This is a genomic window from Nitratireductor sp. GZWM139, assembly GCF_030068685.1.
Lineage (GTDB): Bacteria > Pseudomonadota > Alphaproteobacteria > Rhizobiales > Rhizobiaceae > Nitratireductor > Nitratireductor aquimarinus.
In genome coordinates this window covers 159802-181226 of sequence record NZ_JAMQML010000007.1, presented here as the reverse complement: position 1 = coordinate 181226, position 21425 = coordinate 159802, and the positions used below count along the sequence as shown (strand labels likewise).

The 21425-nt window shown below is 63.2% G+C and carries 19 protein-coding genes; 12 read left to right on the top strand and 7 right to left on the bottom strand.

Features of this window, described 5'->3' with window-relative positions; genetic code table 11:
* Positions 1-76 precede the first annotated feature (76 nt).
* The gene (locus NDI72_RS10965; RefSeq protein WP_283800481.1) at positions 77-784 is read right to left on the bottom strand and encodes a metal-dependent hydrolase; all 708 of its coding nucleotides are present in this window, start codon (positions 782-784) and stop codon (positions 77-79) included.
* A gap of 222 nt (positions 785-1006) precedes the next feature.
* On the opposite strand from NDI72_RS10965, the gene ruvX reads away from it, so the two are divergent.
* Positions 1007-1492, top strand: coding sequence for a Holliday junction resolvase RuvX (ruvX, locus tag NDI72_RS10960; protein WP_113155119.1), 486 nt, complete (start codon positions 1007-1009; stop codon positions 1490-1492).
* Here ruvX and NDI72_RS10955 read toward each other — a convergent pair.
* Both NDI72_RS10955 and NDI72_RS10950 read right to left on the bottom strand, forming a co-directional pair.
* The gene (locus tag NDI72_RS10955) at positions 1438-1770 is read right to left on the bottom strand and encodes a DUF6105 family protein (RefSeq protein ID WP_206547618.1); all 333 of its coding nucleotides are present in this window, start codon (positions 1768-1770) and stop codon (positions 1438-1440) included. The two genes, ruvX and NDI72_RS10955, sit on opposite strands and share 55 nt — an antisense overlap.
* Entirely contained in the window at positions 1770-2354 is a 585-nt protein-coding gene (locus tag NDI72_RS10950; RefSeq protein ID WP_283800480.1) for a hypothetical protein, read from the bottom strand. Before NDI72_RS10950 ends, NDI72_RS10955 begins: the two co-directional genes overlap by 1 nt.
* 165 nt (positions 2355-2519) lie before the next feature.
* On the opposite strand from NDI72_RS10950, the gene NDI72_RS10945 reads away from it, so the two are divergent.
* Entirely contained in the window at positions 2520-3458 is a 939-nt protein-coding gene (locus tag NDI72_RS10945; RefSeq protein ID WP_283800479.1) for an AEC family transporter, read from the top strand.
* Here NDI72_RS10945 and NDI72_RS10940 read toward each other — a convergent pair.
* Positions 3440-5053, bottom strand: coding sequence for an acyl-CoA dehydrogenase family protein (locus NDI72_RS10940; RefSeq protein WP_283800510.1), 1614 nt, complete (start codon positions 5051-5053; stop codon positions 3440-3442). The two genes, NDI72_RS10945 and NDI72_RS10940, sit on opposite strands and share 19 nt — an antisense overlap.
* Positions 5054-5309: 256 nt before the next feature.
* Between NDI72_RS10940 and NDI72_RS10935 the strand changes: the two genes are divergently transcribed.
* The 8 genes from NDI72_RS10935 to NDI72_RS10900 all read left to right on the top strand — a co-directional run bounded on the left by NDI72_RS10935 (position 5310) and on the right by NDI72_RS10900 (position 16104).
* Positions 5310-6272 (top strand): aspartate carbamoyltransferase catalytic subunit, encoded by a 963-nt coding sequence (locus NDI72_RS10935; protein WP_113155114.1) that lies wholly within the window; start codon positions 5310-5312, stop codon positions 6270-6272.
* A complete protein-coding gene (locus NDI72_RS10930) occupies positions 6269-7555 on the top strand; it encodes a dihydroorotase (RefSeq protein ID WP_113155113.1) in 1287 nt (428 codons plus the stop codon). Before NDI72_RS10935 ends, NDI72_RS10930 begins: the two co-directional genes overlap by 4 nt.
* Positions 7556-7585: 30 nt before the next feature.
* Positions 7586-8200, top strand: a complete 615-nt coding sequence (plsY, locus tag NDI72_RS10925) for a glycerol-3-phosphate 1-O-acyltransferase PlsY (RefSeq protein WP_206547620.1) — start codon at positions 7586-7588, stop codon at positions 8198-8200.
* Positions 8197-9330, top strand: coding sequence for a DNA-processing protein DprA (gene dprA, locus NDI72_RS10920; RefSeq protein WP_283800478.1), 1134 nt, complete (start codon positions 8197-8199; stop codon positions 9328-9330). Before plsY ends, dprA begins: the two co-directional genes overlap by 4 nt.
* Positions 9331-9866: 536 nt before the next feature.
* Entirely contained in the window at positions 9867-12488 is a 2622-nt protein-coding gene (gene topA / locus NDI72_RS10915; RefSeq protein ID WP_206552635.1) for a type I DNA topoisomerase, read from the top strand.
* A 4-nt stretch (positions 12489-12492) separates the two neighbouring features.
* Positions 12493-14835, top strand: coding sequence for a ribonuclease R (rnr, locus tag NDI72_RS10910; RefSeq protein WP_283800477.1), 2343 nt, complete (start codon positions 12493-12495; stop codon positions 14833-14835).
* The gene (locus NDI72_RS10905) at positions 14835-15296 is read left to right on the top strand and encodes a DUF983 domain-containing protein (protein WP_113155107.1); all 462 of its coding nucleotides are present in this window, start codon (positions 14835-14837) and stop codon (positions 15294-15296) included. Before rnr ends, NDI72_RS10905 begins: the two co-directional genes overlap by 1 nt.
* A gap of 67 nt (positions 15297-15363) precedes the next feature.
* Entirely contained in the window at positions 15364-16104 is a 741-nt protein-coding gene (locus NDI72_RS10900; RefSeq protein ID WP_206545509.1) for an NUDIX hydrolase, read from the top strand.
* A 50-nt stretch (positions 16105-16154) separates the two neighbouring features.
* On the opposite strand, the gene NDI72_RS10895 is transcribed toward NDI72_RS10900, so the two are convergent.
* From NDI72_RS10895 to NDI72_RS10885, 3 genes are all read right to left on the bottom strand, one after another.
* Positions 16155-16976, bottom strand: coding sequence for a sulfite exporter TauE/SafE family protein (locus NDI72_RS10895; protein WP_206545382.1), 822 nt, complete (start codon positions 16974-16976; stop codon positions 16155-16157).
* Positions 16977-17068: 92 nt separating this feature from the next.
* A complete protein-coding gene (gene dusA / locus NDI72_RS10890; RefSeq protein ID WP_283800476.1) occupies positions 17069-18061 on the bottom strand; it encodes a tRNA dihydrouridine(20/20a) synthase DusA in 993 nt (330 codons plus the stop codon).
* 158 nt (positions 18062-18219) lie between these two features.
* Positions 18220-19515 (bottom strand): sodium:solute symporter family transporter, encoded by a 1296-nt coding sequence (locus NDI72_RS10885; RefSeq protein ID WP_283800475.1) that lies wholly within the window; start codon positions 19513-19515, stop codon positions 18220-18222.
* 221 nt (positions 19516-19736) lie between these two features.
* On the opposite strand from NDI72_RS10885, the gene NDI72_RS10880 reads away from it, so the two are divergent.
* Positions 19737-20312 carry a LemA family protein gene (locus NDI72_RS10880; RefSeq protein WP_162742308.1) on the top strand — a complete coding sequence of 192 codons (576 nt, stop codon included), beginning with the start codon at positions 19737-19739 and terminating at the stop codon, positions 20310-20312.
* Positions 20309-21334 (top strand): hypothetical protein, encoded by a 1026-nt coding sequence (locus NDI72_RS10875; protein WP_283800474.1) that lies wholly within the window; start codon positions 20309-20311, stop codon positions 21332-21334. The genes NDI72_RS10880 and NDI72_RS10875 overlap by 4 nt, the downstream gene beginning before the upstream one ends.
* Positions 21335-21425 lie beyond the last annotated feature (91 nt).

Here is a 21425-nt window from a genome sequence, read left to right as displayed (position 1 = left end):
TGCTATAGGAAAGGCCCGAAAATCGGAAACGATTTCCAGAATACGCGGTGCATCAATGCGCGATGCATCGCGCTCCCTAAAGCGAAATCGTCTCGCCCACCTTCAGCACCGGCACAGTCACGCCGGAGCCTTGCATGCCGTCGATGAATTTCTGCGCCGTCTGATCGATGATCGGGAATGTCCCGAAATGGCAGGGCAGCACGGTATCGAACTTGAAGTAGCGGCGGCAGGCGAGTGCCGCGACGGCACCGCCCATCGTGAACCGGTCACCGACCGGCACAAGACCGATTTCAGGCTGATGGAGTTCGTGGATCAGCGCCATGTCGCCGAAAATGTCGGTATCGCCCATGTGATAGAGCGTCTTGTCCTCGGGGAAGTGGAGGACGAGACCGGCAGGATTGCCCAGATAGGTGTTCGCACCGCCCTCGCCTGCAGACGACGAGGAATGCAGCGCGTTCACGAATGTTGTGGTGAAGCCGCCGCAATCGACGGTGCCGCCGTGATTGCCGGGGTTGATGCGGTTCTGGTCGACGCCCTTGCCGACAAGGAACATGCAGATTTCGAAATTGGCGACCAGCATCGCGCCGGTCTTCTTCAGGATTTCGACCGCATCGCCGATATGATCGTCATGGCCGTGGGTGAGCAGCACATGCGTCACGCCCTCCGCCGGGCCTTCCCATCCATCGTTCCAGGAAGGGTTTCCGCTGAGGAACGGATCGATCAGGATGCGCGCATCGCCTGCATCCACGCGAAACGCGGAATGGCCGTACCAGGTCAGGTCCATGGGAAATACTCCTTGCTGAATGTGGCGCGTTCAACGACGCCTGTCGCGCAGCGACTTCTTTTCGTGTAACCGCTGCAGCGTCATTAGACCACTTTGTCGTCCCGCGGAATCGGCAAAGTCGCCAAGTCATTGTTTTCAGGCAGTTCCGGACGGGAAACCGGTTTCCACTTTCCCTGGAATTGCTCTAGAACCATCCCACAGTCGTAATTGGAGTGTACAGTTTTGTCAGTGGTCGACCTGCAGGAACTCCCCGCTTTTCTCACTGCGGGCCAGACGCTGGCCGGGCTCGACCTCGGCACCAAGACCATCGGGCTTTCGGTCTCCGACCGCGGACTGTCGCTGGCGACGCCGCGTCAGGTGGTGATGCGCAAGAAATTCACGCAGGACGCCGAAGCGCTGCTTGCCGCGTTCAAGCGCGACAATGTCGGCGGCATCGTCATCGGCCTACCGGTCAATATGGATGGCACGGAAGGCCCGCGCGCACAGTCGACGCGCGCCTTCATCCGCAATCTTGAGCGGCTGACGGACCTTCCCGTCGCCTTCTGGGACGAACGCATGTCGACGGTTGCCGCAGAGCGGGCGCTTCTGGAGATGGATGTATCGCGCAAGAAACGGGCGGAGCGGATCGATTCGGCCGCCGCCGCCTTCATCCTTCAGGGCGCGCTGGACAGGCTGCGTGCTTCCGGAGCCGCTTCACCGGCCCGGTAGGCCGCGCGCTTGTCCTGATACCAGGCCTTGATTGCGCGACGGCGACGAAACGCGACGATGCCGGCAAGGATGAACGAGTCGACCACGCAGGCCCGCGCGACCATGCCGGGAATCACCTGCGGATCGATGCCGAGAATATTGCCATAAATCCTGAACAGCAGATCATTCATCTCCCGGCTCAGGAATGTGAAGCCGAAGTTCAGATCGTTGTACGACAGGCCGTACCATCCCCAGAACAGGCCCATGGGTAATGCCCATAAGATAAGCAGCAGACGCATCAGTGGCTCCTGTCGTCATTGGCGGGTGGGGAAAACTGAAAGCCCCGGCGGGCGACAAGCCGGGAAGCAAGGCGCGCGGTCATGGCTTCGTGCGCGGCATCGACAAGGCGCATCGCCGAGAAGCGGTTCACCGGAACCGGCTGAAGCTGTTGCTCCGCGCCATTGTCCGCAAGCTCTTGGCGACGCAGCACCAGATGGGTTGCCAGGATGGCGAGGAATTTCACCGTCACCGCTCCCGTCGGCGTCAGAGCCGTCGCATCCGCGACGAAGCCGGCCTGAACCGCATCCACGATCAGCATGAGAAGCGCGCCGGCGCAGGCAAGCTGCGCCACGGTCGCGGTCTCCCGCGTCTCCCCCTTTTCCAGCACGGACACCACGAAGGTCCACAGGAACAGCACCGCAACGAGTGCGTTTCCAAGCACCACGCCCAGCTGGCCAAGGAGATGTGAAAGCTGCACCCCCCCCTCGGCAGCCGACGCACCGACGGGCATCAAAACGCCGTCAGCAAGCGCTGCCGCCCAGGCAGAGGCTGCGAAAGTGATGGTCCAGAAGACCGTCAGAAGGGTTGCGAATGTGCGATTCATGGCTCTCATTCTCGAATGCGAACCACAGTGAACTGCGGGAAAATCCGCCGCAACGCTTACCAATTGTTAAGGTTAATTTTCACAGCATCGCAATCGCGCCCTCGCTTTACAGGCGCAGCCCCGGCCACTAGCTAATGAGGCTTCCTCTCGCCTGCCGGATTCTCCATGTTCGCGATCTTTGAAAGTATCCTGCCAATCTTCCTGCTGATCATCGCCGGCAATGTGCTGCGCCGCACGCCGCTGATCAGTGATGAGACATGGCCCGGCCTCGAACAGCTCTGCTACTGGTTCCTCTACCCGTCGCTTCTCTTCATAACCATCGCGAACGCAGACTTTTCCGAGCTTCGGCTGGACGCGATGCTCGGCGCGCTGATCGTCTCCGTTCTCTCTTTCATTGCGCTCGTTCTGGCGCTCTGGCCTGCGCTGCGCGCAACCGGCCTCGTGCGACACGCACAATATTCCTCGGTTTTTCAGACGGCGGTGCGCTGGAACGGTTTCATGGCGCTCGCGGTGGCCCAAAAACTCTTTCCGCCGGAGGGGGCGGCCGTTGTGGCGCTGGTGATGGCGACGATCATCATCCCGATCAACATCGCCTCTGTCTTTGTGGTGACGCGCTTTGCCGACAGCACCGCTTCGCTCTCCAAAGTGATGCTGGATGTCGCGCGCAACCCGATGATCCTGGCGGCAGCGACGGCAGTCCTGCTGCGCTTCATGCCCTTTGATCTCTACCCGCCACTCAACCAGACGCTCGATCTGGTCGGACGGGCAGCGCTTGGCATGGGGCTCCTGACCATCGGGGCCAGCCTGCAGACGGACGATTTCCGCGCCGCAGGCGCGTCGCTCTGGATTTCATCCTTCCTGAAGCTTTTGTTCTTCCCGGTCTTGATGATTGCCGTGGCGCTCGGCTTTGGTGTGTCCGGGCCGGCACTCAGCTATCTGGCCCTGTGCGCCGCAGTCCCCACCGCCATGAACGGGTTTCTGCTGGCGCGTCAGCTTGGCGGCGACGCGCCGCTTTACGCCAGCATCACGACGGTACAGACCGCCCTCGCCTTCTTCACGATCCCGCTCGTTCTGACGCTCGTTTCTCAGTTCGTTTCCGGATAGAGCACATCGAGAATGGACGCCGCGTCATGGCGCGCGTCCAGCATGCCGTAGGTGCTGCGCCACTGGCCTGCGAGGCGCGTCTCGATGAAGGCGTCGGCGACCCGGCCGCCGCCCATGCGCCGCAGTTCGGCAGCCGCTGCCGCGAGCGCCAGCTGCTCGGTCAGGATGCGCGCAGAGCCTTCATCCGTCTGGCACACGCGGGCCGCAGCCGCCAGCACCTCAAGCGTTGCGCCGCCCTTTTCGCCGAGATCATTGCCGATCATGCCCAGCACATCGTCAAAGAGCCCGGCATTGCGATCCAGCACGCGCAGCACATCAAGGCCCATCACATTGCCAGAACCTTCCCAGATCGCGTTGACCGGGGCTTCGCGGTAATGGCGCGCAAGCGGCGCTTCCTCCACATAGCCATTGCCGCCAAGACACTCCATCGCCTCATAGGTGACGGCAGGCGCAAGCTTGCAGACCCAGTATTTCACGACCGGCGTCATCACGCGGGCAAAGGCCGCCTCGCCGCGATGATCCGCAGCCTCGTCGAAAGCGCGCGCAAGGCGCATGGAAAGCGCCGTGGCCGCTGCCACATCCAGCGCCATGTCTGCCAGAACGCGCAGCATGAGCGGCTGCTCGATCAGCGTTTTTCCGAAGGCGGAACGATGACGCGCGTGATGAACCGCCTCTGCGAGGCTCGCCCGCATGATGCCCGCTGATCCGAGCGCGCAATCGAGCCGCGTTAGCGTGACCATGTCCATGATGGTGCGCACACCGGCTCCCGGCTCGCCCACGAGTTCGCCCATCGTGCCGTCGAACTCCACTTCGGCGGACGCATTGGAGCGGTTGCCGAGCTTGTCCTTCAGGCGCTGAAGACGCAGCCCGTTGCCGGCATTGTCTTCGAGAAGACGCGGAACGAGGAAGCATGACAGCCCCCGATCCGTTTGCGCCAGCATGAGAAACGCATCCGACATGGGGGCAGACAGGAACCATTTGTGGCCCGACAGACGGTAGATCTTGCCTTCCAGCGGTTCGGCGCGCGACGTGTTCGCCCGCACATCCGTTCCGCCCTGTTTCTCGGTCATTCCCATGCCGATGGTGATGCCGGCCTTTTGCGCAAGCGGCTTGCTGGTGTGATCGTATTTGCGCACCGCCACGCGCGGTGCCCAGCGCCGGAAGAGCGATGTGTCGGCCATCAGCGCGGCCAGTGACGCATTGGTCATGGTCAGCGGGCACAGATGCCCGCTCTCGAGCTGCGCCGTCATGAAAAAGCGGGCCGCGCGAATCTGGTGGCGCATGCCGGATTCGGATGCCGTTTTCTCCCAGATGGAAGAATGCAGGCCGTTCGCCGCAGAACGCCGCATGAGCGCGTGATAGGCCGGGTGATACTCCACCAGATCAAGCCTGTTTCCATAACGGTCATGGGTGCGAAGCTGGGGAACTTCGGAATTTGCAAGCCGCGCCAGATCAAGCGCTTCCTGATTGCGCACGAAACGGCCAAGCGTGTCGAGATCCTTGCGCACGGGTTCGGAAAAATTCTCCGCCGCCTGCATCAGCAGCGGGTCGCTGCGCCAGGCGTTCGTGCCGGCGATCGGAGGCGACTGGTTCATTACTTCGTGCGTCACGGCTTCACTCTATCAGAACTGCGGCGGCGCGTCGGGAATCAACGCACTTTTAACGATGCATGATGGCAACCACACCTTGCCAATCCATGAAAACGGGGCCAATCCATGAAAACGGGGCCAATCCATGAAAACCGGGGCGATCCATGAAAACAGAAACCTGTTACTTTTGCCGGATTAATCAAGTGCACGCGTGATGCGCGCTTGCAGGCTTGCCGGGCGGGGCCTATAGCAAACTCTTGAGATGACAAACACTTCTTTCCCGCTCTATCCGCACCGCCACCTGCTTGGCATCAAGGGCCTGTCGCCGCTGGATATCGAGATGCTTCTCGACCGGGCCGACGCCGCTGTTGCCATTTCACGACAGCAGGAAAAGAAAACCGCCACGCTGCGCGGCCGCACCCAGATAAACCTGTTCTACGAAGCCTCGACGCGCACGCAGTCCTCGTTCGAGCTGGCTGGCAAGCGGCTGGGCGCTGACGTGATGAACATGTCCGTCGCCAGTTCCTCGACCAAGAAGGGCGAGACGCTGCTGGACACGGCCATCACGCTGAACGCGATGCGCCCGGACATTCTGATAATCCGCCATGCGGCGGCGGGCGCGGCAGCGCTTCTTGCCCAAAAGGTCTCCTGCTCGGTCGTGAATGCCGGCGATGGCGCGCACGAACATCCGACCCAGGCCCTGCTCGACGCGCTGACCATCCGCCGCGCCAAGGGCCGGATCGGCGGGCTGACGGTCGCGATCTGCGGCGACGTTCTGCATTCACGCGTGGCGCGCTCGAACATCGTTCTGCTCAACGCGCTGGGCGCGCGGGTTCGGGTGGTCGCCCCCTCCACGCTTCTGCCTTCCGGCATCGACCAGATGGGCGTCGAGCCGTTCACCCGCATGGACGAAGGCCTCAAGGGCGCGGACATCGTGATGATGCTGCGCCTGCAGCGCGAGCGCATGGCCGGCTCTCTGGTTCCGTCCGTTCGCGAATATTTCCGTCATTTCGGGCTTGATGCAGAAAAGCTGAAAGCCGCGAAAGATGACGTCCTCGTCATGCATCCCGGCCCCATGAACCGCGGCGTCGAAATCGCCTCGGAAATCGCCGACGGGCCGCAGAGCCTCATTCAGGAGCAGGTTGAAATGGGCGTTGCCGTGCGCATGGCCGTGATGGATGCGCTGCTCGATCCGCGACGCAACGCGGAAGGAGGCGCAGCATGAGCGCGACGGTTTTCCAGAACGCCCGCGTGATCGACCCGTCGCGCGGCATCGATGAGCGCGGCGCGGTGATCGTCATCGACGGCGCGATTGCCGCCGCCGGCGCTGACGCGCTGAACCAGGGTGCGCCCGACAATGCAACGATTGTCGACTGCCAGGGCCATGCCGTCATGCCGGGCCTCGTGGATTCGCGCGTCTTCATCGGCGAACCGGGTGCCGAGCATCGCGAGACCATCGCTTCAGCCAGCCGCGCGGCAGCCGCCGGCGGCGTGACATCGCTGATCATGATGCCCGACACCAAGCCCGTCATCGACGATGTGGCGCTGGTGGAATTCGTCAAGCGCACGGCGCGCGAGACGGCCGTGGTCAACGTGTTTCCCTCCGCCGCCGTCACCAGAGGCTTTGCCGGCAAGGAGCTTTCCGAGTTCGGCCTGCTCAGCGAGGCAGGCGCGGTGATGCTCACCGAAGGTCGTGCAACAATTGCCAATGCGCTGGTGATGCGGCGCGCCCTCACCTATGCGCGCGATTTGGGCATCACCATCGCCCATGAGACGCAGGATCCGCATCTTGCCTCCTCCGGCGTGATGAATGAGGGGCTTTTTGCAAGCTGGCTCGGCCTTCCTGGCATCCCCCGCGAGGCGGAGACCATTCCGCTTACCCGCGACCTGATGCTCGCTGGTCTGACCGGCGGGCGCTATCATGCGGCAAAGATTTCGACCGCCATGTCAGCGGCTGCCATCGCCCGCGCCAAGGACGAAGGCGCGCAGGTGAGCGCCGGCATTTCCATCAATCACCTGACGCTCAACGAAAACGACATCGGCGATTACCGCACCTTCTTCCGGCTTTCGCCGCCACTGCGCACCGAAGACGACCGGCTTGCCATGGTGGAAGCGCTGAAATCGGGCGCGATCGACGTGATTGTCTCCTCGCACGACCCGCAGGATGTCGACACGAAGCGCCTGCCCTTTGCCGAAGCCGAAGCCGGTGCCATCGGCCTCGAAACCGTTCTGGCTGCTGCGCTTCGTCTCTATCACAATGGCGACCTGCCGCTGCTGCGCCTGATCGAGTGCCTGTCGACCGCGCCGGCGCGGCTTTTCGGCCTGCCCGGCGGCACGCTGAAGACCGGCGCGCCTGCCGATCTGGTGCTTGTCGACATTGATGCGCCGTGGATCGTGCGCGAGGCAGACATTCGCTCGCTGTCCAAGAACACCTGCTTTGAAGGCGCCCGCATGCAGGGCCGGGTCTTGCAAACAATGGTTGCAGGCCGCACAGTGTTCAGCGCCTGAGCACTCCGAAACACCGGGGGAGAGAGTCGGATGCCAGATCCCATCAGTTGGCAAGTAGCCTTGCCCTATCTCATTGCCGCGCTTGTCTTCGGATATCTGCTCGGCTCCATCCCGTTCGGCCTCATCATCACGCGGCTTGCGGGCAAGGGCGATGTGCGCAAGATCGGCTCAGGCAATATCGGCGCAACCAATGTGCTGCGCACCGGCAGCAAGAAGCTCGCCGCCCTCACCCTTCTGGGCGATGCGCTCAAGGGCACGGTGGCCGTTCTCCTGGCCGGGCTCTACGGGCCTGATCAGGCGGTCGCAGCCGGGCTTGGCGCGTTTCTCGGCCACCTCTTTCCCGTCTGGCTCGGCTTTCGCGGCGGCAAGGGCGTGGCAACCTATCTCGGCGTGCTCGTCGCCATCGCCTGGCCCGGCGCGCTGATCTTCGCCGCAGTGTGGCTCTCCGTCGCCTTCCTCACCCGCTACTCTTCACTGTCGGCGCTTGTCGCCGCCGTCGCGGTGCCCATCGGGCTTTACCTGCTTGGATATGTGCAGGCGGCGGAACTGTTCGTTCTGATGAGCCTGATCGTCTTCATCAAGCACCGCGCAAACATTGCGCGCCTTCTATCCGGCACGGAAACGCGCATCGGGGGCAAGGGGTGAACGCGCCCCGGGGCGGTGTGCGGCTCAGTGACCGACAGCGCCTCGACTGGCTGCAACTCCTGCGCAGCGAGAATGTCGGGCCGGCGACCTTTCGCCAGCTCGTCAATCATTTCGGCTCGGCAACGAACGCCCTTGAGATGATTCCCGAACTTGCGCAGCGCGGTGGCGCCAATCGGCGCATCGTGATCGCGACGCGTGAGGACGCCGAACGCGAAATGGAACAGGCCCGCCGTTTCGGCGCGCGCTTCGTCGCTGTGGGCGAGCAGGAATACCCGCCCCTGATGCGCCGCATGGACCAGCCCCCGCCGCTTCTCGCCATGAAAGGCGATCCCGCAATCGCCCAGCGCCCCACCATCGCCATGGTCGGTGCCCGCAACGCCTCCGTCACCGGCATCAAGATGGCCCAGCGCCTGGCCTCGGACCTTGGCAGCGCCGGCTTCACGATTGCTTCGGGCCTCGCGCGCGGCATCGACGCTGCCGCCCACAAGGGCAGTCTGGAGACAGGCACCGTCGCCGCGCTGGCCGGCGGGCTCGACAAGCCCTATCCGCCCGAGAACGACAGGCTCTATGGAGAGATCGCCGAGCGCGGCGTGGTGATCAGCGAAATGCCGTTCGGCTGGACGCCCCGCGCGCGCGATTTCCCGCGCCGCAACCGCCTCGTTGCCGGCATTGCCTTCGGTCTCGTGGTGGTGGAAGCCGCCAAGCGGTCCGGTTCTCTCATCAGCGCCAGACTGGCAGGAGAGATGGGACGGCTGGTTTTCGCGGTGCCCGGTTCGCCGTTCGATCCAAGGGCGGGCGGCGCGAACGCGCTTTTGAAGGATGGCGCGATCCTCGTGACCGAGATGGATGACGTGGTGTCGCAGATCCTGCCGCTTCTGGACACGCCGCCCGTGAGAACGGAAAGCTTTGAAGAGCCGGAGCCCCTGACCTCCGCTCCGCCCCCAAGCGAAAGCGAGCGCGACCACATCGTCAACGCGATGGGACCGACGCCCGTGCTTATCGATGATCTCATTCGCCATACCGGGCTACACCCGGCACAGGTCATGACAATATTGCTTGAGCTTGATCTGGCGGGCCGACTCGAACGGCACTCAGGAAGCGCGGTCTCGCTTGTTCCCACCGACATCTAGCTCAAGACGACATTCCCCGACGCGACCTTCCCCGACCCCGCGACCTTGACCGACCCGATGCGGTCGTTCGCCACGAATGATGTCGCTGGCCTCAAGATAGGCCATCTCGACAAGGTAGGCGAGCATGTCGCACCGTTCGGAAAGCGCCATCGTCCGCAATTGCCCGAGCATCGCCTGAACGTAATCAAGCGTCTCGGTACGTCTCCTTCCATACTGTTCGCCCATTCGCCGACACTCCCTTCCAGCGCGCGGCACCCCTCTTCACAGCCCCGATGCTCCTGTTGTGCAGCCCCAGTGTTGCCTGTTTCCCCGGTACTTCTCCATTAAGGACCCAGATGGAGTATACATGCCGTTATAAACAAATAAACGATAAATTTACGATAAACACACCGCCGTCCACAGCCCTTCGCCAGCGGACGAAATTCCCATTGGCCCTTGACCGCGGGGTAAAGCACGGCCATGTGACGGGGCTGGATTCGTTCAAAATGCGGGGCGCGGCGACAAAGCCGGAAGCCTGCGGGGAAATCTGAAAGCTTATGGATCTCGTTATCGTCGAGTCGCCTGCCAAGGCGAAAACCATCAACAAATATCTGGGCTCGAACTATAAGGTTCTCGCCTCCTTCGGCCATGTGCGCGATCTGCCGGCCAAGGACGGGTCCGTTCGCCCGGACGAAGACTTCGCCATGTCGTGGAGTGTCGACAGCCCTTCCGCCAAACGCCTGAGTGATATCACCAAGGCCGTGAAGGAGGCTGACACCCTTATCCTCGCCACTGACCCGGATCGCGAAGGTGAAGCGATTTCCTGGCATGTGCTTGAGGTTCTGAAACAGAAGAAGGCGCTGAAGGACAAGCCGGTTCGCCGCGTCGTCTTCAACGCCATCACCAAGAAATCGGTTCTCGATGCGCTCGCCAATCCGCGCGACCTCGACACGCCGCTGGTGGATGCCTATCTCGCCCGCCGCGCACTCGATTATCTGGTGGGCTTCACCCTGTCGCCGGTTCTGTGGCGCAAGCTGCCGGGCGCACGCTCGGCCGGCCGCGTCCAGTCCGTGGCCCTCAGGCTCGTCTGCGACCGCGAAGCCGAAATCGAGCGCTTCATCCGCGAAGACTACTGGCAGATCGCGGCAAAACTCGCCACGCCCCGCCAGGAGAGCTTCGAGGCGCGCCTGACGACGCTTGAAGGCAAGAAGCTCCAGAAGCTCGACATCAAGAGCCAGGAGCAGGCCGACGACATCAAGGCCATGCTGGAGGGCGCGACCTTCCGCACGCTGTCCGTCGAGGCCAAGCCGACGCGGCGCAACCCCGCACCGCCCTTCACCACCTCGACCATGCAGCAGGCCGCCTCGTCGCGCCTCGGCTTCGGGGCATCGCGCACCATGCAGGTCGCGCAGCGCCTTTATGAGGGCATCGATATTGGCGGCGAGACCGCCGGTCTCATCACCTATATGCGTACCGACGGCGTGCAGATGGCGCCCGAGGCGCTCGATCAGGCCCGCAAGGCGATCGGCGACAATTTCGGCGAGCGCTACCTGCCCGAGAAGCCGCGCTTCTATTCGGTCAAGGCCAAGAACGCCCAGGAAGCGCACGAAGCGATCCGCCCGACGGATTTCTCCCGCACGCCCGACCAGATGCGCCGCTATCTCGATCCGGATCAGGCCCGTCTCTACGAGATGATCTGGAAGCGCGCCATCGCCAGCCAGATGCAGCCGGCAGAGATTGAGCGCACCACGGTCGAGATTCTTGCCGAGAACGCTGGCCGCAACGCCGGCCTGCGCGCCGTTGGCTCGGTGATCCGCTTTGAAGGCTTCCTTGCCGCCTATGCAATCGACAAGGACGAGAACGCCGACGACGAAGAGAGCCGCCGCCTGCCCGAGATCCGCGAGGGCGAGGAGCAGACCCGCGAGACCATCGACGTCACCAAGCACACGACCGAGCCGCCGCCGCGCTATTCCGAAGCCTCGCTCATCAAGAAGATGGAAGAGCTCGGCATCGGCCGCCCGTCCACCTATGCCGCGACGCTGAAGACGCTTGAGGATCGCGATTACGTGATCATCGAGAAGCGGCGGCTCATGCCGCAGGCCAAGGGCCGTCTCGTCACGGCGTTTCTGGAAAGCTTCTTCGAGCGCTATGTGGAATACGACTTCACGGCCAGCCTTGAAGAGAAGCTCGACAAGATCTCCGACGGCCAGCTCTCCTGGAAGGATGTGCTGCGCGATTTCTGGCAGGACTTCTCCGGTCATGTGGACGAGATCAAGGAACTGCGCGTCACCAATGTTCTCGATGCGCTGAACGAGGAACTTGCTCCGCTCGCCTTCCCGGCAAAGGAAGACGGCACCGATCCGCGCGCCTGCCCGCGCTGCGGCACCGGCCAGCTTTCGCTAAAACTTGGCCGGCACGGCGCATTCGTCGGCTGCTCCAACTATCCCGAATGCGGCTTCACCCGCCAGTTCGGCGAGGCTGGAAACGGCGAGAATGGCGAGAACGGTGTCGACGGCGACAAGGTGCTCGGCAAGGATCCGCAGACCGACGAGGACATCACCCTGCGCTCGGGCCGCTTCGGCCCCTATGTGCAGCGTGGCGAAGGCAAGGAAGCCAAGCGCGCCGGTCTGCCCAAGGGCTGGTCTCCGGCCGAGATGGATCTGGAAAAGGCGCTCTCGCTTCTCGCCCTGCCGCGCGAGGTGGGCGAGCATCCCGAAACCGGCAAGATGATCTCCGCCGGCATCGGTCGCTATGGCCCCTTCCTGCTTCATGATGGCGCTTACGCCAATCTGGAAAGCGTCGAGGATGTGTTCACCGTCGGCCTCAACCGCGCGGTGACCGTCATCGCCGAGAAGAAGGCCAAGGGTGGTCGCGGCCGCTCCACGCCATCGGCGCTCAAGGAGCTTGGCGATCATCCCGACGAGGGCGGCAAGATCACCGTGCGCGACGGCCGTTATGGCCCCTATGTCAACCATGGCAAGGTCAACGCCACGCTTCCCAAGGGCAAGGACCCGATGGAAGTGACGCTTGAGGAAGCCGTGGAGCTGATCGCGGCAAAAGCGGCCAAGGGCGGCAAAAAGAAGCCGGCCGCCAAGAAAAAGCCTGCTGCGAAGAAGACAACGACGGCAAAGAAAACCACCGCGGCTAAAAAGAAGACCGCAGCCAAGAAAGAGGAATAACGCCTTGGCGCGCAGCATCTCCGGCAAGTCCAGATCCAAGCCCCGTTCGGCAAAATCATCCGGCGCGAAAGGGGCATCTGGCGCAAAAGGGCCTTCCGATACGCGACTGCCCAGCCGCGACGAGGTGCTGCGCTTCATCACCGACAACCCAGACCGCACGGCGAAGCGCGACATTGCCAAGGCGTTCGGCCTCAAGGGCGGCGACCGCATCTGGCTGAAAGATATCCTGCGCGACCTGCAGGATGAGGGGCTTTTGAAGAAAACCCGCAAGCGCCTGCTGCGTCCTGGCGCGCTACCGCATGTGGTGGTGCTCGACATTTTCTCGCGTGACGCATCGGGCGCATTGCTCGCGCGCCCCGCAGAGAAAGACGATCAGGACGAGGGCGAAGGCCCCCTGCCCCTGGTCGAAATCCGCACCCAGAAGGGCGGCAAGGCCGCCGGCATTGGCGACCGCGTTCTGGCCCGCGTCTTTCCGACCGAAAGCAAGGATGGTCCGGCCTATACGGGCCGTGTCATGAAGGTCTTCGAGAAGCGCCGGCAGAATGTGCTCGGCGTCGTGCGCAAATCGAAGGATGGCGGCTTCCGCATCGAACCGGTGGAGCGCACGCAGCGCGAACTGGTGATCGACTCGGATTATCTCAACGATGCTCAGGACGGCGATCTGGTCGAGGTCGAACCGGTCTCCGGCGGGCGCTACGGCCCCTCGCGCGGCAAGGTCACCTCGGTCATCGGGTCGCTGTCGAGCGAAAAGGCGGTCTCCATGATCGCCATTCATGCCCATGAAATCCCCCATGTCTTCCCCGATCAGGTGATCGCGGAGGCCGAGGCCGCAGAACCGATCACCCTTTCGGGCCGTGAAGACTGGCGCGACCGCCTTTTGATCACCATCGACCCGGCTGACGCCAAAGACCATGACGACGCGGTCATGGCCGAACCCGACCCCGACGAGAAGAACCGTGGCGGCTTCATCGCCACCGTGGCCATTGCCGATGTCGCGCATTATGTGCGTCAGGGATCTGCGCTCGACCGCGAAGCGCTCAAGCGCGGCAATTCGGTCTATTTCCCCGACCGGGTGGTGCCGATGCTGCCGGAGCGCATCTCAAACGATCTGTGCTCGCTCCGTGAGGGCGAAGCCCGCCCGGCCATGGCCGTGCGCATGCGCTTTACCGCGACGGGCCGCAAGATCGGCCATTCGTTCCACCGCGTCATCATGCGGTCTGCGGCAAAACTCTCCTACCAGCAGGCTCAGAGCGCTATAGACGGCAATCCCGACGACAAGACGGGTCCGCTTCTGGAAACGATCCTCCAGCCGCTGTGGGACGCCTATGGCGCGCTCAGGCGCGGCCGCGAGGAGCGCCAGCCGCTCGAACTCGATCTGCCGGAGCGCAAGATCCTTCTGAAAGAAGATGGCACGGTCGACCGCGTTGTCGTGCCGCCGCGCCTCGATGCGCACAAGCTCATCGAAGAATTCATGGTGCAGGCCAATGTGGCCGCTGCTGAAACGCTGGAAGCCAAGCGTCAGGCGCTTGTCTACCGCGTGCACGATGCGCCCTCGCTCGCCAAGCAGGAGGCGCTGCGCGAATTCCTGCAGAGCTTTGAGATTTCGCTGGCGCGCGGCGCACAGCTGAAACCCTCGCAGTTCAACGCCATTCTCTCCCGCGTGCGCAACACCGAGCACGAACAGCTTGTCAACGAGGTGGTCCTGCGCTCCCAGAGTCAGGCCGTCTACGCGCCGGAAAATCTCGGCCATTTCGGTCTGAACCTCCGCCGCTACGCACACTTCACCTCACCGATCCGCCGCTACGCGGACCTGATCGTTCACCGCGCGCTGATCTCCGCACTCGGTCTGGGCGATGATGGTCTGAAGCCCGAGGAAGAGGCGCGGCTTGAAGAGACCGCCGCCCTGATTTCCGCCACCGAGCGCCGCGCGATGGCCGCCGAACGCGACACGGTCGACCGGCTGGTCGCCGAACACCTCTCCAGCCGTGTCGGCGAGGAATTCGACGCCCGCATCTCCGGTGTCGCCAAGGCCGGCCTCTTCGTTCAGCTGCCGGATTACGGCGCGGACGGTTTCGTGCCCGTTTCCACTTTGGGCGACGAATACTATATCTATGACGAAGCGCGCCACGCCATGGTAGGCGAGCGCAGCGGCCGTGGCTTCCAGCTTGGCGATTCCGTTTCGGTCCGCCTCGTCGAGATTGCGCCGATGGCCGGCGCGATGCGCTTCGAGATGCTGAGCAAGCCTGACAAGCTTCCCGGCTCCATGAAATCCTTCCACAAGGCCAAGGGCCGCCGTGGCAGCAGTCAGGGCAAAAGCCGCCGCGCCAGCCAGAGCAGGAGACGGTAATGGAACAGAAGGTTTACGGCGGCGCAGCAGCCGGGCAGAAGCCGACACGCCCGCTTGGCGAGGCGATGAAGCGCGGTTTTCTGGGGCGCTGCCCCAATTGCGGCCGTGGTAAGCTGTTCCGCACCTATCTCAAGACCGCCGACGAATGCTCCGAGTGCGGTGAGGCCTTCCATCATCACCGCGCCGACGATCTGCCTGCCTATCTGGTGATCTTCGTCGTCGGCCATATCGTGGTCGGCGCGTTCATGGGACTGGAAGCCGTGACCGACTGGGCCGGCTGGGTTCATCTGGCCATCTGGGTGCCGCTCACGATCATCATGTCTCTGCTGCTCATCGAACCGATGAAGGGCGCAGTCGTGGGGCTGCAATGGGCCTATTACATGCACGGTTTCGGTGGCGAGGAAGATATCATTGAAACCCACCCGGAGCTTGATGCTTCCGCCTCAGACGAGATGCGCTGACGCCGCATCGATGCGGCACAGCGATGCGAGCTTTCAGGAGACAGCGATGAGTGATCGGCCAAACCGTATGGACGGTCTCGACAAGGCGGCGGTGGACCGCGCCGAGGCAAAGGACTTTTCGCTTGGCGGAAAGCCGATGCGCCCGCGCGACGCGGCAACGCTCATCCTGCTCGACCGCAGCGGCGATCAGGTGCGCGTTCTGATGGGTCGCCGCCACCACAAACACGCTTTCATGCCCGGCCGCTTCGTCTTTCCCGGTGGACGCACGGACCCCGCCGACAGCCGCATTCCCGTTGCCTCCGGTCTCCACCCGGATGAAGAGCGTCGTCTCATCGGCACCGGATCGCGCGCCACGGCCGCGCGCGCCCGCGCCGTCGCCATGTCCGCAATCCGCGAAACCTATGAGGAAGCAGGGCTTCTGATCGGTGAAAAGGGTGCGTTTTCGACTGCTGCAAAGGACTGGCAGGGCTTTGTCGAGCACGGCGTCTGCCCGTCGCTTTCGGGCCTTCGCTACATTGCCCGCGCCGTGACGCCGCCGCGCCGCGTGCGCCGCTTCGACACACGCTTTCTCGCCGCCTGGCGCGATGACGTGGCCGTCGAACTGCCCGATGGCGGGCCGACCCACGAACTGGAAGAGCTGGTCTGGCTTCCCATTCCAGAAGCCAAGGAAACCGAGGTTCCGCTGATCACCTGCACGATCCTCGATGATCTAGAGGCGCGTCTCAAGGTCGATCCCGACCTTGCCCCCGGCGCACCTGTTCCTTTCTACGCAATGCGCCGCAACCGCTTCGAGCGGACGCTTATCTAGAGCGATTCCAGGAAAAGCGGAAACGCTCTAGAGCATTTTTCTGAGTGGAATCAGATCAGGCTCCAGCCGAAGCGGGCCGCAACGATGATCATGAAGATGCCGAACGCCGTTTCGAGCTTTCGCTTGTCGAGCGCATGGGCGATCCGCACACCGAGCGGCGCAACCAGAAGCGTGATCGGGATGATCAGGAACACCGCAATCCAGTTCACATAGCCGGTCGAGGCGACCGGCAGAAGCGGTTCGCCCCACCCGGCCCACACATAGCCAAACAGGCCCGGTATTGAGATCAGAACGCCGACGCCGGACGAGGTCGCCACAGCCTGGTGCATGGGACGGTTGAACAGCGTCATGAAGGTGTTGTTCAGAACGCCGCCGCCAATGCCCATCAGCGTCGACAGGAAGCCGATCAGAACACCGACCATCGAGCGCACGGGGTTGCCCGGAAGCTCCGTGCCGAGCCGCCAGCTCTCGCGGTTCAAAAGCAGCCGCACACCGACAAGAAGCGCGATCACCGCAAAGATGGCGCGCAGACCGCCGCTCGACACATAGGCCGCAACGAGCGAGGCAAGCACCACGCCCACCGGCACCGCGATGACGAAACTCTTCAGGAGGTCCATATCCACCGCTCCGCGCAGATAATGCGCGCGGAACGAGCGCAGCGAGGTGGGCACGATGATGGCCAGCGAGGTGCCGACGGAAAGATGCATGCGCACCGCCTCGTCCACACCGACCAGCCCGAAGACCTGATAGAACACCGGCACGAGGATCGCCCCGCCGCCAATGCCAAACAGCCCGGCCAGAACGCCCGCCACGACGCCCGCAGCCGCAAGGGCAGCGGCAAACATGGCGATCTCGCCAATCGGTAGGTTCATGTCAGTTCCCTCTCCCGCCCCGGTTCGGCCGATCCGCCCGGCTGAAACACCCCATGGCTTGTTGCAGATAATGGGTGATGATTGAACGCGCCTCAGGCCGCGTCGCGCTGCGTGCTGAGATCAACGGCTGCAAACGCCGCGCGCAGCACCTCCGGCCCCGCGCCTGACCGCGTCGCCTCGCTCGACAGGATCTGCCGGTAGCGGCGCGCACCGTCATAGCCGTGGAACAGACCGATCATGTGCCGCGTCACATGCGACAGGCGTCCACCGGCTTCAATGTGCCGCCCGGCATAGGCTGCCATGACGTCGATCAGCGCTTCGAAATCAACCTTCTGCGTCGTGTTTCCGGCAAGGAGCGCATCGACGCCGGCCAGAACGACCGGGTTCTGATAGGCCGCGCGCCCCATCATGACGCCATCCACATGCGCAAGATGCTCGGCAGCGTCCTCAAGCGTTGCAATTCCGCCATTGATGCCGATGAAGCGGTCTGGGTGCGCCGCCTTCAGGCGATAGACACGGTCATAATCGAGCGGCGGGATTTCGCGGTTTTCCTTGGGGCTGAGCCCCTGAAGCCAAGCCTTGCGCGCATGCACCCACAGCGCATCCGCACCAGCCGACCAGGAAGCCTCCGCCAGCGCATCAAGCGCTGTCTGCGTGTCCTGCTCATCCACGCCGATCCGGCACTTCACCGTGACGGGAACCGACACACGCTCCTTCATTGCGGCGACACACGCACCGACAATCTCCGGCGTCTTCATCAGGCATGCGCCGAACGTGCCCGACTGAACCCGGTCGGAGGGGCAACCGACATTGAGGTTGATTTCGTCATAGCCAAATTCAGCGCCGATCTCCGCGGCCTGCGCCAGCTTCTGCGGATCGGAGCCGCCAAGCTGCAGCGCCACGGGGTGTTCGCTCTCGTCAAAGCCCAGGAGGCGCGACCGGTCGCCATGGATCGCAGCATCTGCAACAACCATCTCCGTATAGAGCAGCGCGCGCTCTGTCAGCCGGCGATGGAAGTAGCGGCAATGCCGGTCCGTCCAGTCGATCATGGGCGCTACGGCGAATTTTTGATTGTACTCAGCCATTTACGGGTTCTGTCTGCAGTGTTTCATGATGCGGCGCGGTCACGCGCCTCTCTGCGCAGATATGTGCCCCATCGCGCACCATTTTTCAAAGGTAACATGCGCTGGAGCACCGGACCGAAGGATGGAAACCGGATTCTGCCCCGTTTTTCAATCGCCCCCTAACCGGCGATGGCCCGGCGACTGCCTGTCAGATAGGCGGTGAAAGCGTAGACCATGGCCGCGAATGCGCAGCCCACCAGCGCCGCGGAATTCTGATCCACGGTGAGCAGAAGGAGCGTCACGATCACGCCCGCGTTCAGCGACAGGATGGCGGCAGGCGCACTGACCCGGTGGCCCAGGACCGCCGCCAGAACGGTCGGCAGGAACACGGCGAGCGATGAAAAGGCGGCGATGATGGAAGACAGGAGGTCACCGAACAGCGCCCCGATCAGGGCCATGCCGGCGAAAACGGCGACCACCATCAGCTGTAACTGCCTGAGCGGCAGCGTCGTGCGCTCAAGCCCGGTCATCAGCGGCATGACAAATGTGTCCATGGTCGACATGACCACGGCGATCAGCATCAGGTCGACGATCCAGCCATGGCCCGCCGGCACAAGACCGTGCAGGCCGCTCGTTATCGCGCCCTCCACTGCGCCGCCGAGCCCAAGCCAGACGATGCCGAGATAGCACAGGAGGCAAAGCGGGGCGCCGGCGAGAAATGCCCTGCGCGCCACCTGCGGATCGCGCGCCGTCGCCATGCGCTGCCAGTTGTCCACCGCCAGCACCGCGCTGACCGGGATGAAGAGCCAGACACCGATAAGGAGCGGCAGCCGATAAGGGCCCAGATCGAAGAATGGCCCGGTCTGCGGAACCGCACCCAGATTGGCGAATGTCAAAAGCGCAATGCCGGCAACGATGATGAGCGACTGCACGACATCCGTTTCCGTGGCCACGCGATAGCCGCCGATGGCCGTGTATGCGCCGGCGCAAAGGGCCGCGAGCCCCACCGCCGCGAGCTGTGATACGGGCAGGATCGTCATCAGGATCGCCGCCAGCGCCAGCAATTGCACGGTCGCGCGCAGCAGAAACACGAACGCAATGGGCAGCCAGACCAGAAGGGGCTGCTGGATGCGGTGGGTGACCACGATGAGATCGATCAGCCCCCTCACCCCATGCCGTTCAGAAAGCGCATGCACGTTCGGTGCGATGATTGCGCAGATCACGAGGCCAAGCGTATAGGCGAATGCCAGCGAAACACCGATCACGGGGCTCGCCGCCGAAAAAAGCATGATCGCCACGAAGGTGCCGATTCCGATATTGCCGCAGACAATGCCCGCAAGCGTGCCCCAGAACCCCGTGCGGCCGGAATTGAAGATGAAATCGTCGCGCGTTCCCGAAGGCGCGCGCCAGAGCGCATAGAGCGCCGGCAGCGCCAGAACCGCGCCGATCAGCGGCAATTGCAGATAGATGTCCATCGTCGGTCTTCTGTCCCGGTTCCCGCCCACTGAAACGCCGATTCGCGTGACGGGAGACTAGGCGTGCCGCCAGACCGGAAGCACCGTCTGAACGGACAGTGTGGCCCCGTTTCGATGCCACAAGGGCCATCTGAAAGTGCTCACTCCCTCAAATGGGAGAGGCGCGTGGTTTCCCCATTTGCTCGATTGCCGGCAGCATTCTGCAGAAAGTGAAAGCTGGCATGACAACCATACTGATCATCGTCCTCGTCCTGTTTGGCGGGTTCGTCTTCTTCCAGAACCGCCTCGCCTCGGCCCGCAATTCCGTACTGAACGGCTTTTCCGGCGTTCAGGTGCAGCTCAAGCGACGACACGATCTCGTTCCCGCGCTCGTCTCGGCGGCGCGCAGCGCCATCGCACAGGAAAACCGCCTGTTCGACAGCATTCTGGACGTGCGTGAAAAGGCGGTCGCCGCACTCAATGGCAGGATGGAAGAGGTTCAGGAGGCCGAGGCCGAACTGACGGCGAGCCTGCGCAGCTTCTTTGGCTATACGGAAGATCACCCGGAAATCACCTCGACGGGGAACATACTCGAGCTGCAGAAGCAGCTTGAAGAGACCGAAGACCAGATCAGCGCCGCGCGCCGGCTCTACAATGGCAATGTCGAGCGCTACAACACCATGCTCGATGCGATCCCCTCAAGCTGGGTCGCCGCCATGCTCCGTTTCGAGCGGGCAGACTTCTTCGCGCTCTCGGATGCCGAACGCAAACATGTCGAGGCCGTGCCGGCCATCGATCTGCCGGGAGCGCAGGCGTGAACGCCGTCAGCGGCCACTGGGATCCCGTTCAGGGGACCATCTCGGTCGAAACCGACGACATCTCGCAGATCAAGACCGGCATCACCCTGCCCGCTCCGGTTCGGCGTTTCCTTCCCATCGCCGCGCTTGCCGCCATGTTGTGGACCTTCGTGCAGGGTTTTCTCTCTGACGGGTTCCCCTTCATTCCGGTCGCCGTCACCACGGTTCTTTTCGGCGCATTCATCTTCGCCGCAGAGCTGGAGAACGAAGATGGCCGAAAGACCCTGCGGCGCGTCAGGCTCGCACGGCAGAAGGGCTGGACCTACACCGGCAAGCTGATGGAGCGGGTGATGGCCTATCAAACGGCCTGGTCCTCGGATGGTGCGGAACGGCGCGCACAACGTGTGAAATCGGAACGCGCCAGAGCCGTCGAGACCCTTGTTCCGGAACTGACGAAGCTTCAGGTCGGCGCGTTCATGGGCGCTGACTTCGACGGCGAATTCTGGGGCAAAAGCACCAAAGACGACCTGCCTTTCTGGATGGCCATCGGCGCCATGCAGATGGAGGCCGGGCTTGCGGCAGACAAGTCGCTGCGTGAAGACGCGCATGGCGGCAAAGGCGGCTTCGGCGTCTTCTTCTCATTGCTCGGGGCCTACAGAATTGGCCGCAAGACAGGCGTTCGCGCCGTCATCCGCCCGGAAAACCTGGTCAACAGGGGGCCGCTCGACCGGGACATCAAGACCGAATCCGTGCAGTTCAATGCCGCCTTCAACATCACCGGAACAGCAAAGAGCGGTGATGAAAACGCGGTGGAGCACGACATTCTGCGCATTCTCACCCCCGCGACACAGGCGACCATGCTCGACCTGCTTCAGCGCTACCACAATGTCGGTTTCGTGGTGGATGACGATGTTCTGTTCTTCATGGCGCAGGACAGGCTGGTGGGCAAGAACGCCAACCCCGACCGGATCGACACACTTCTGGCCGGCATCGCGGCAGACTTCGAAGAAGCGAAATTCGCCATCAAGCGCTACGTCGAATAGGCGCGTAGCCATCTGTATCCTGTTCCGGCTGGCATCGCTGATGCCGGCCCGCTCTGCGCATTCATGCGGATGTCTGGTGTTTCCACCTGAC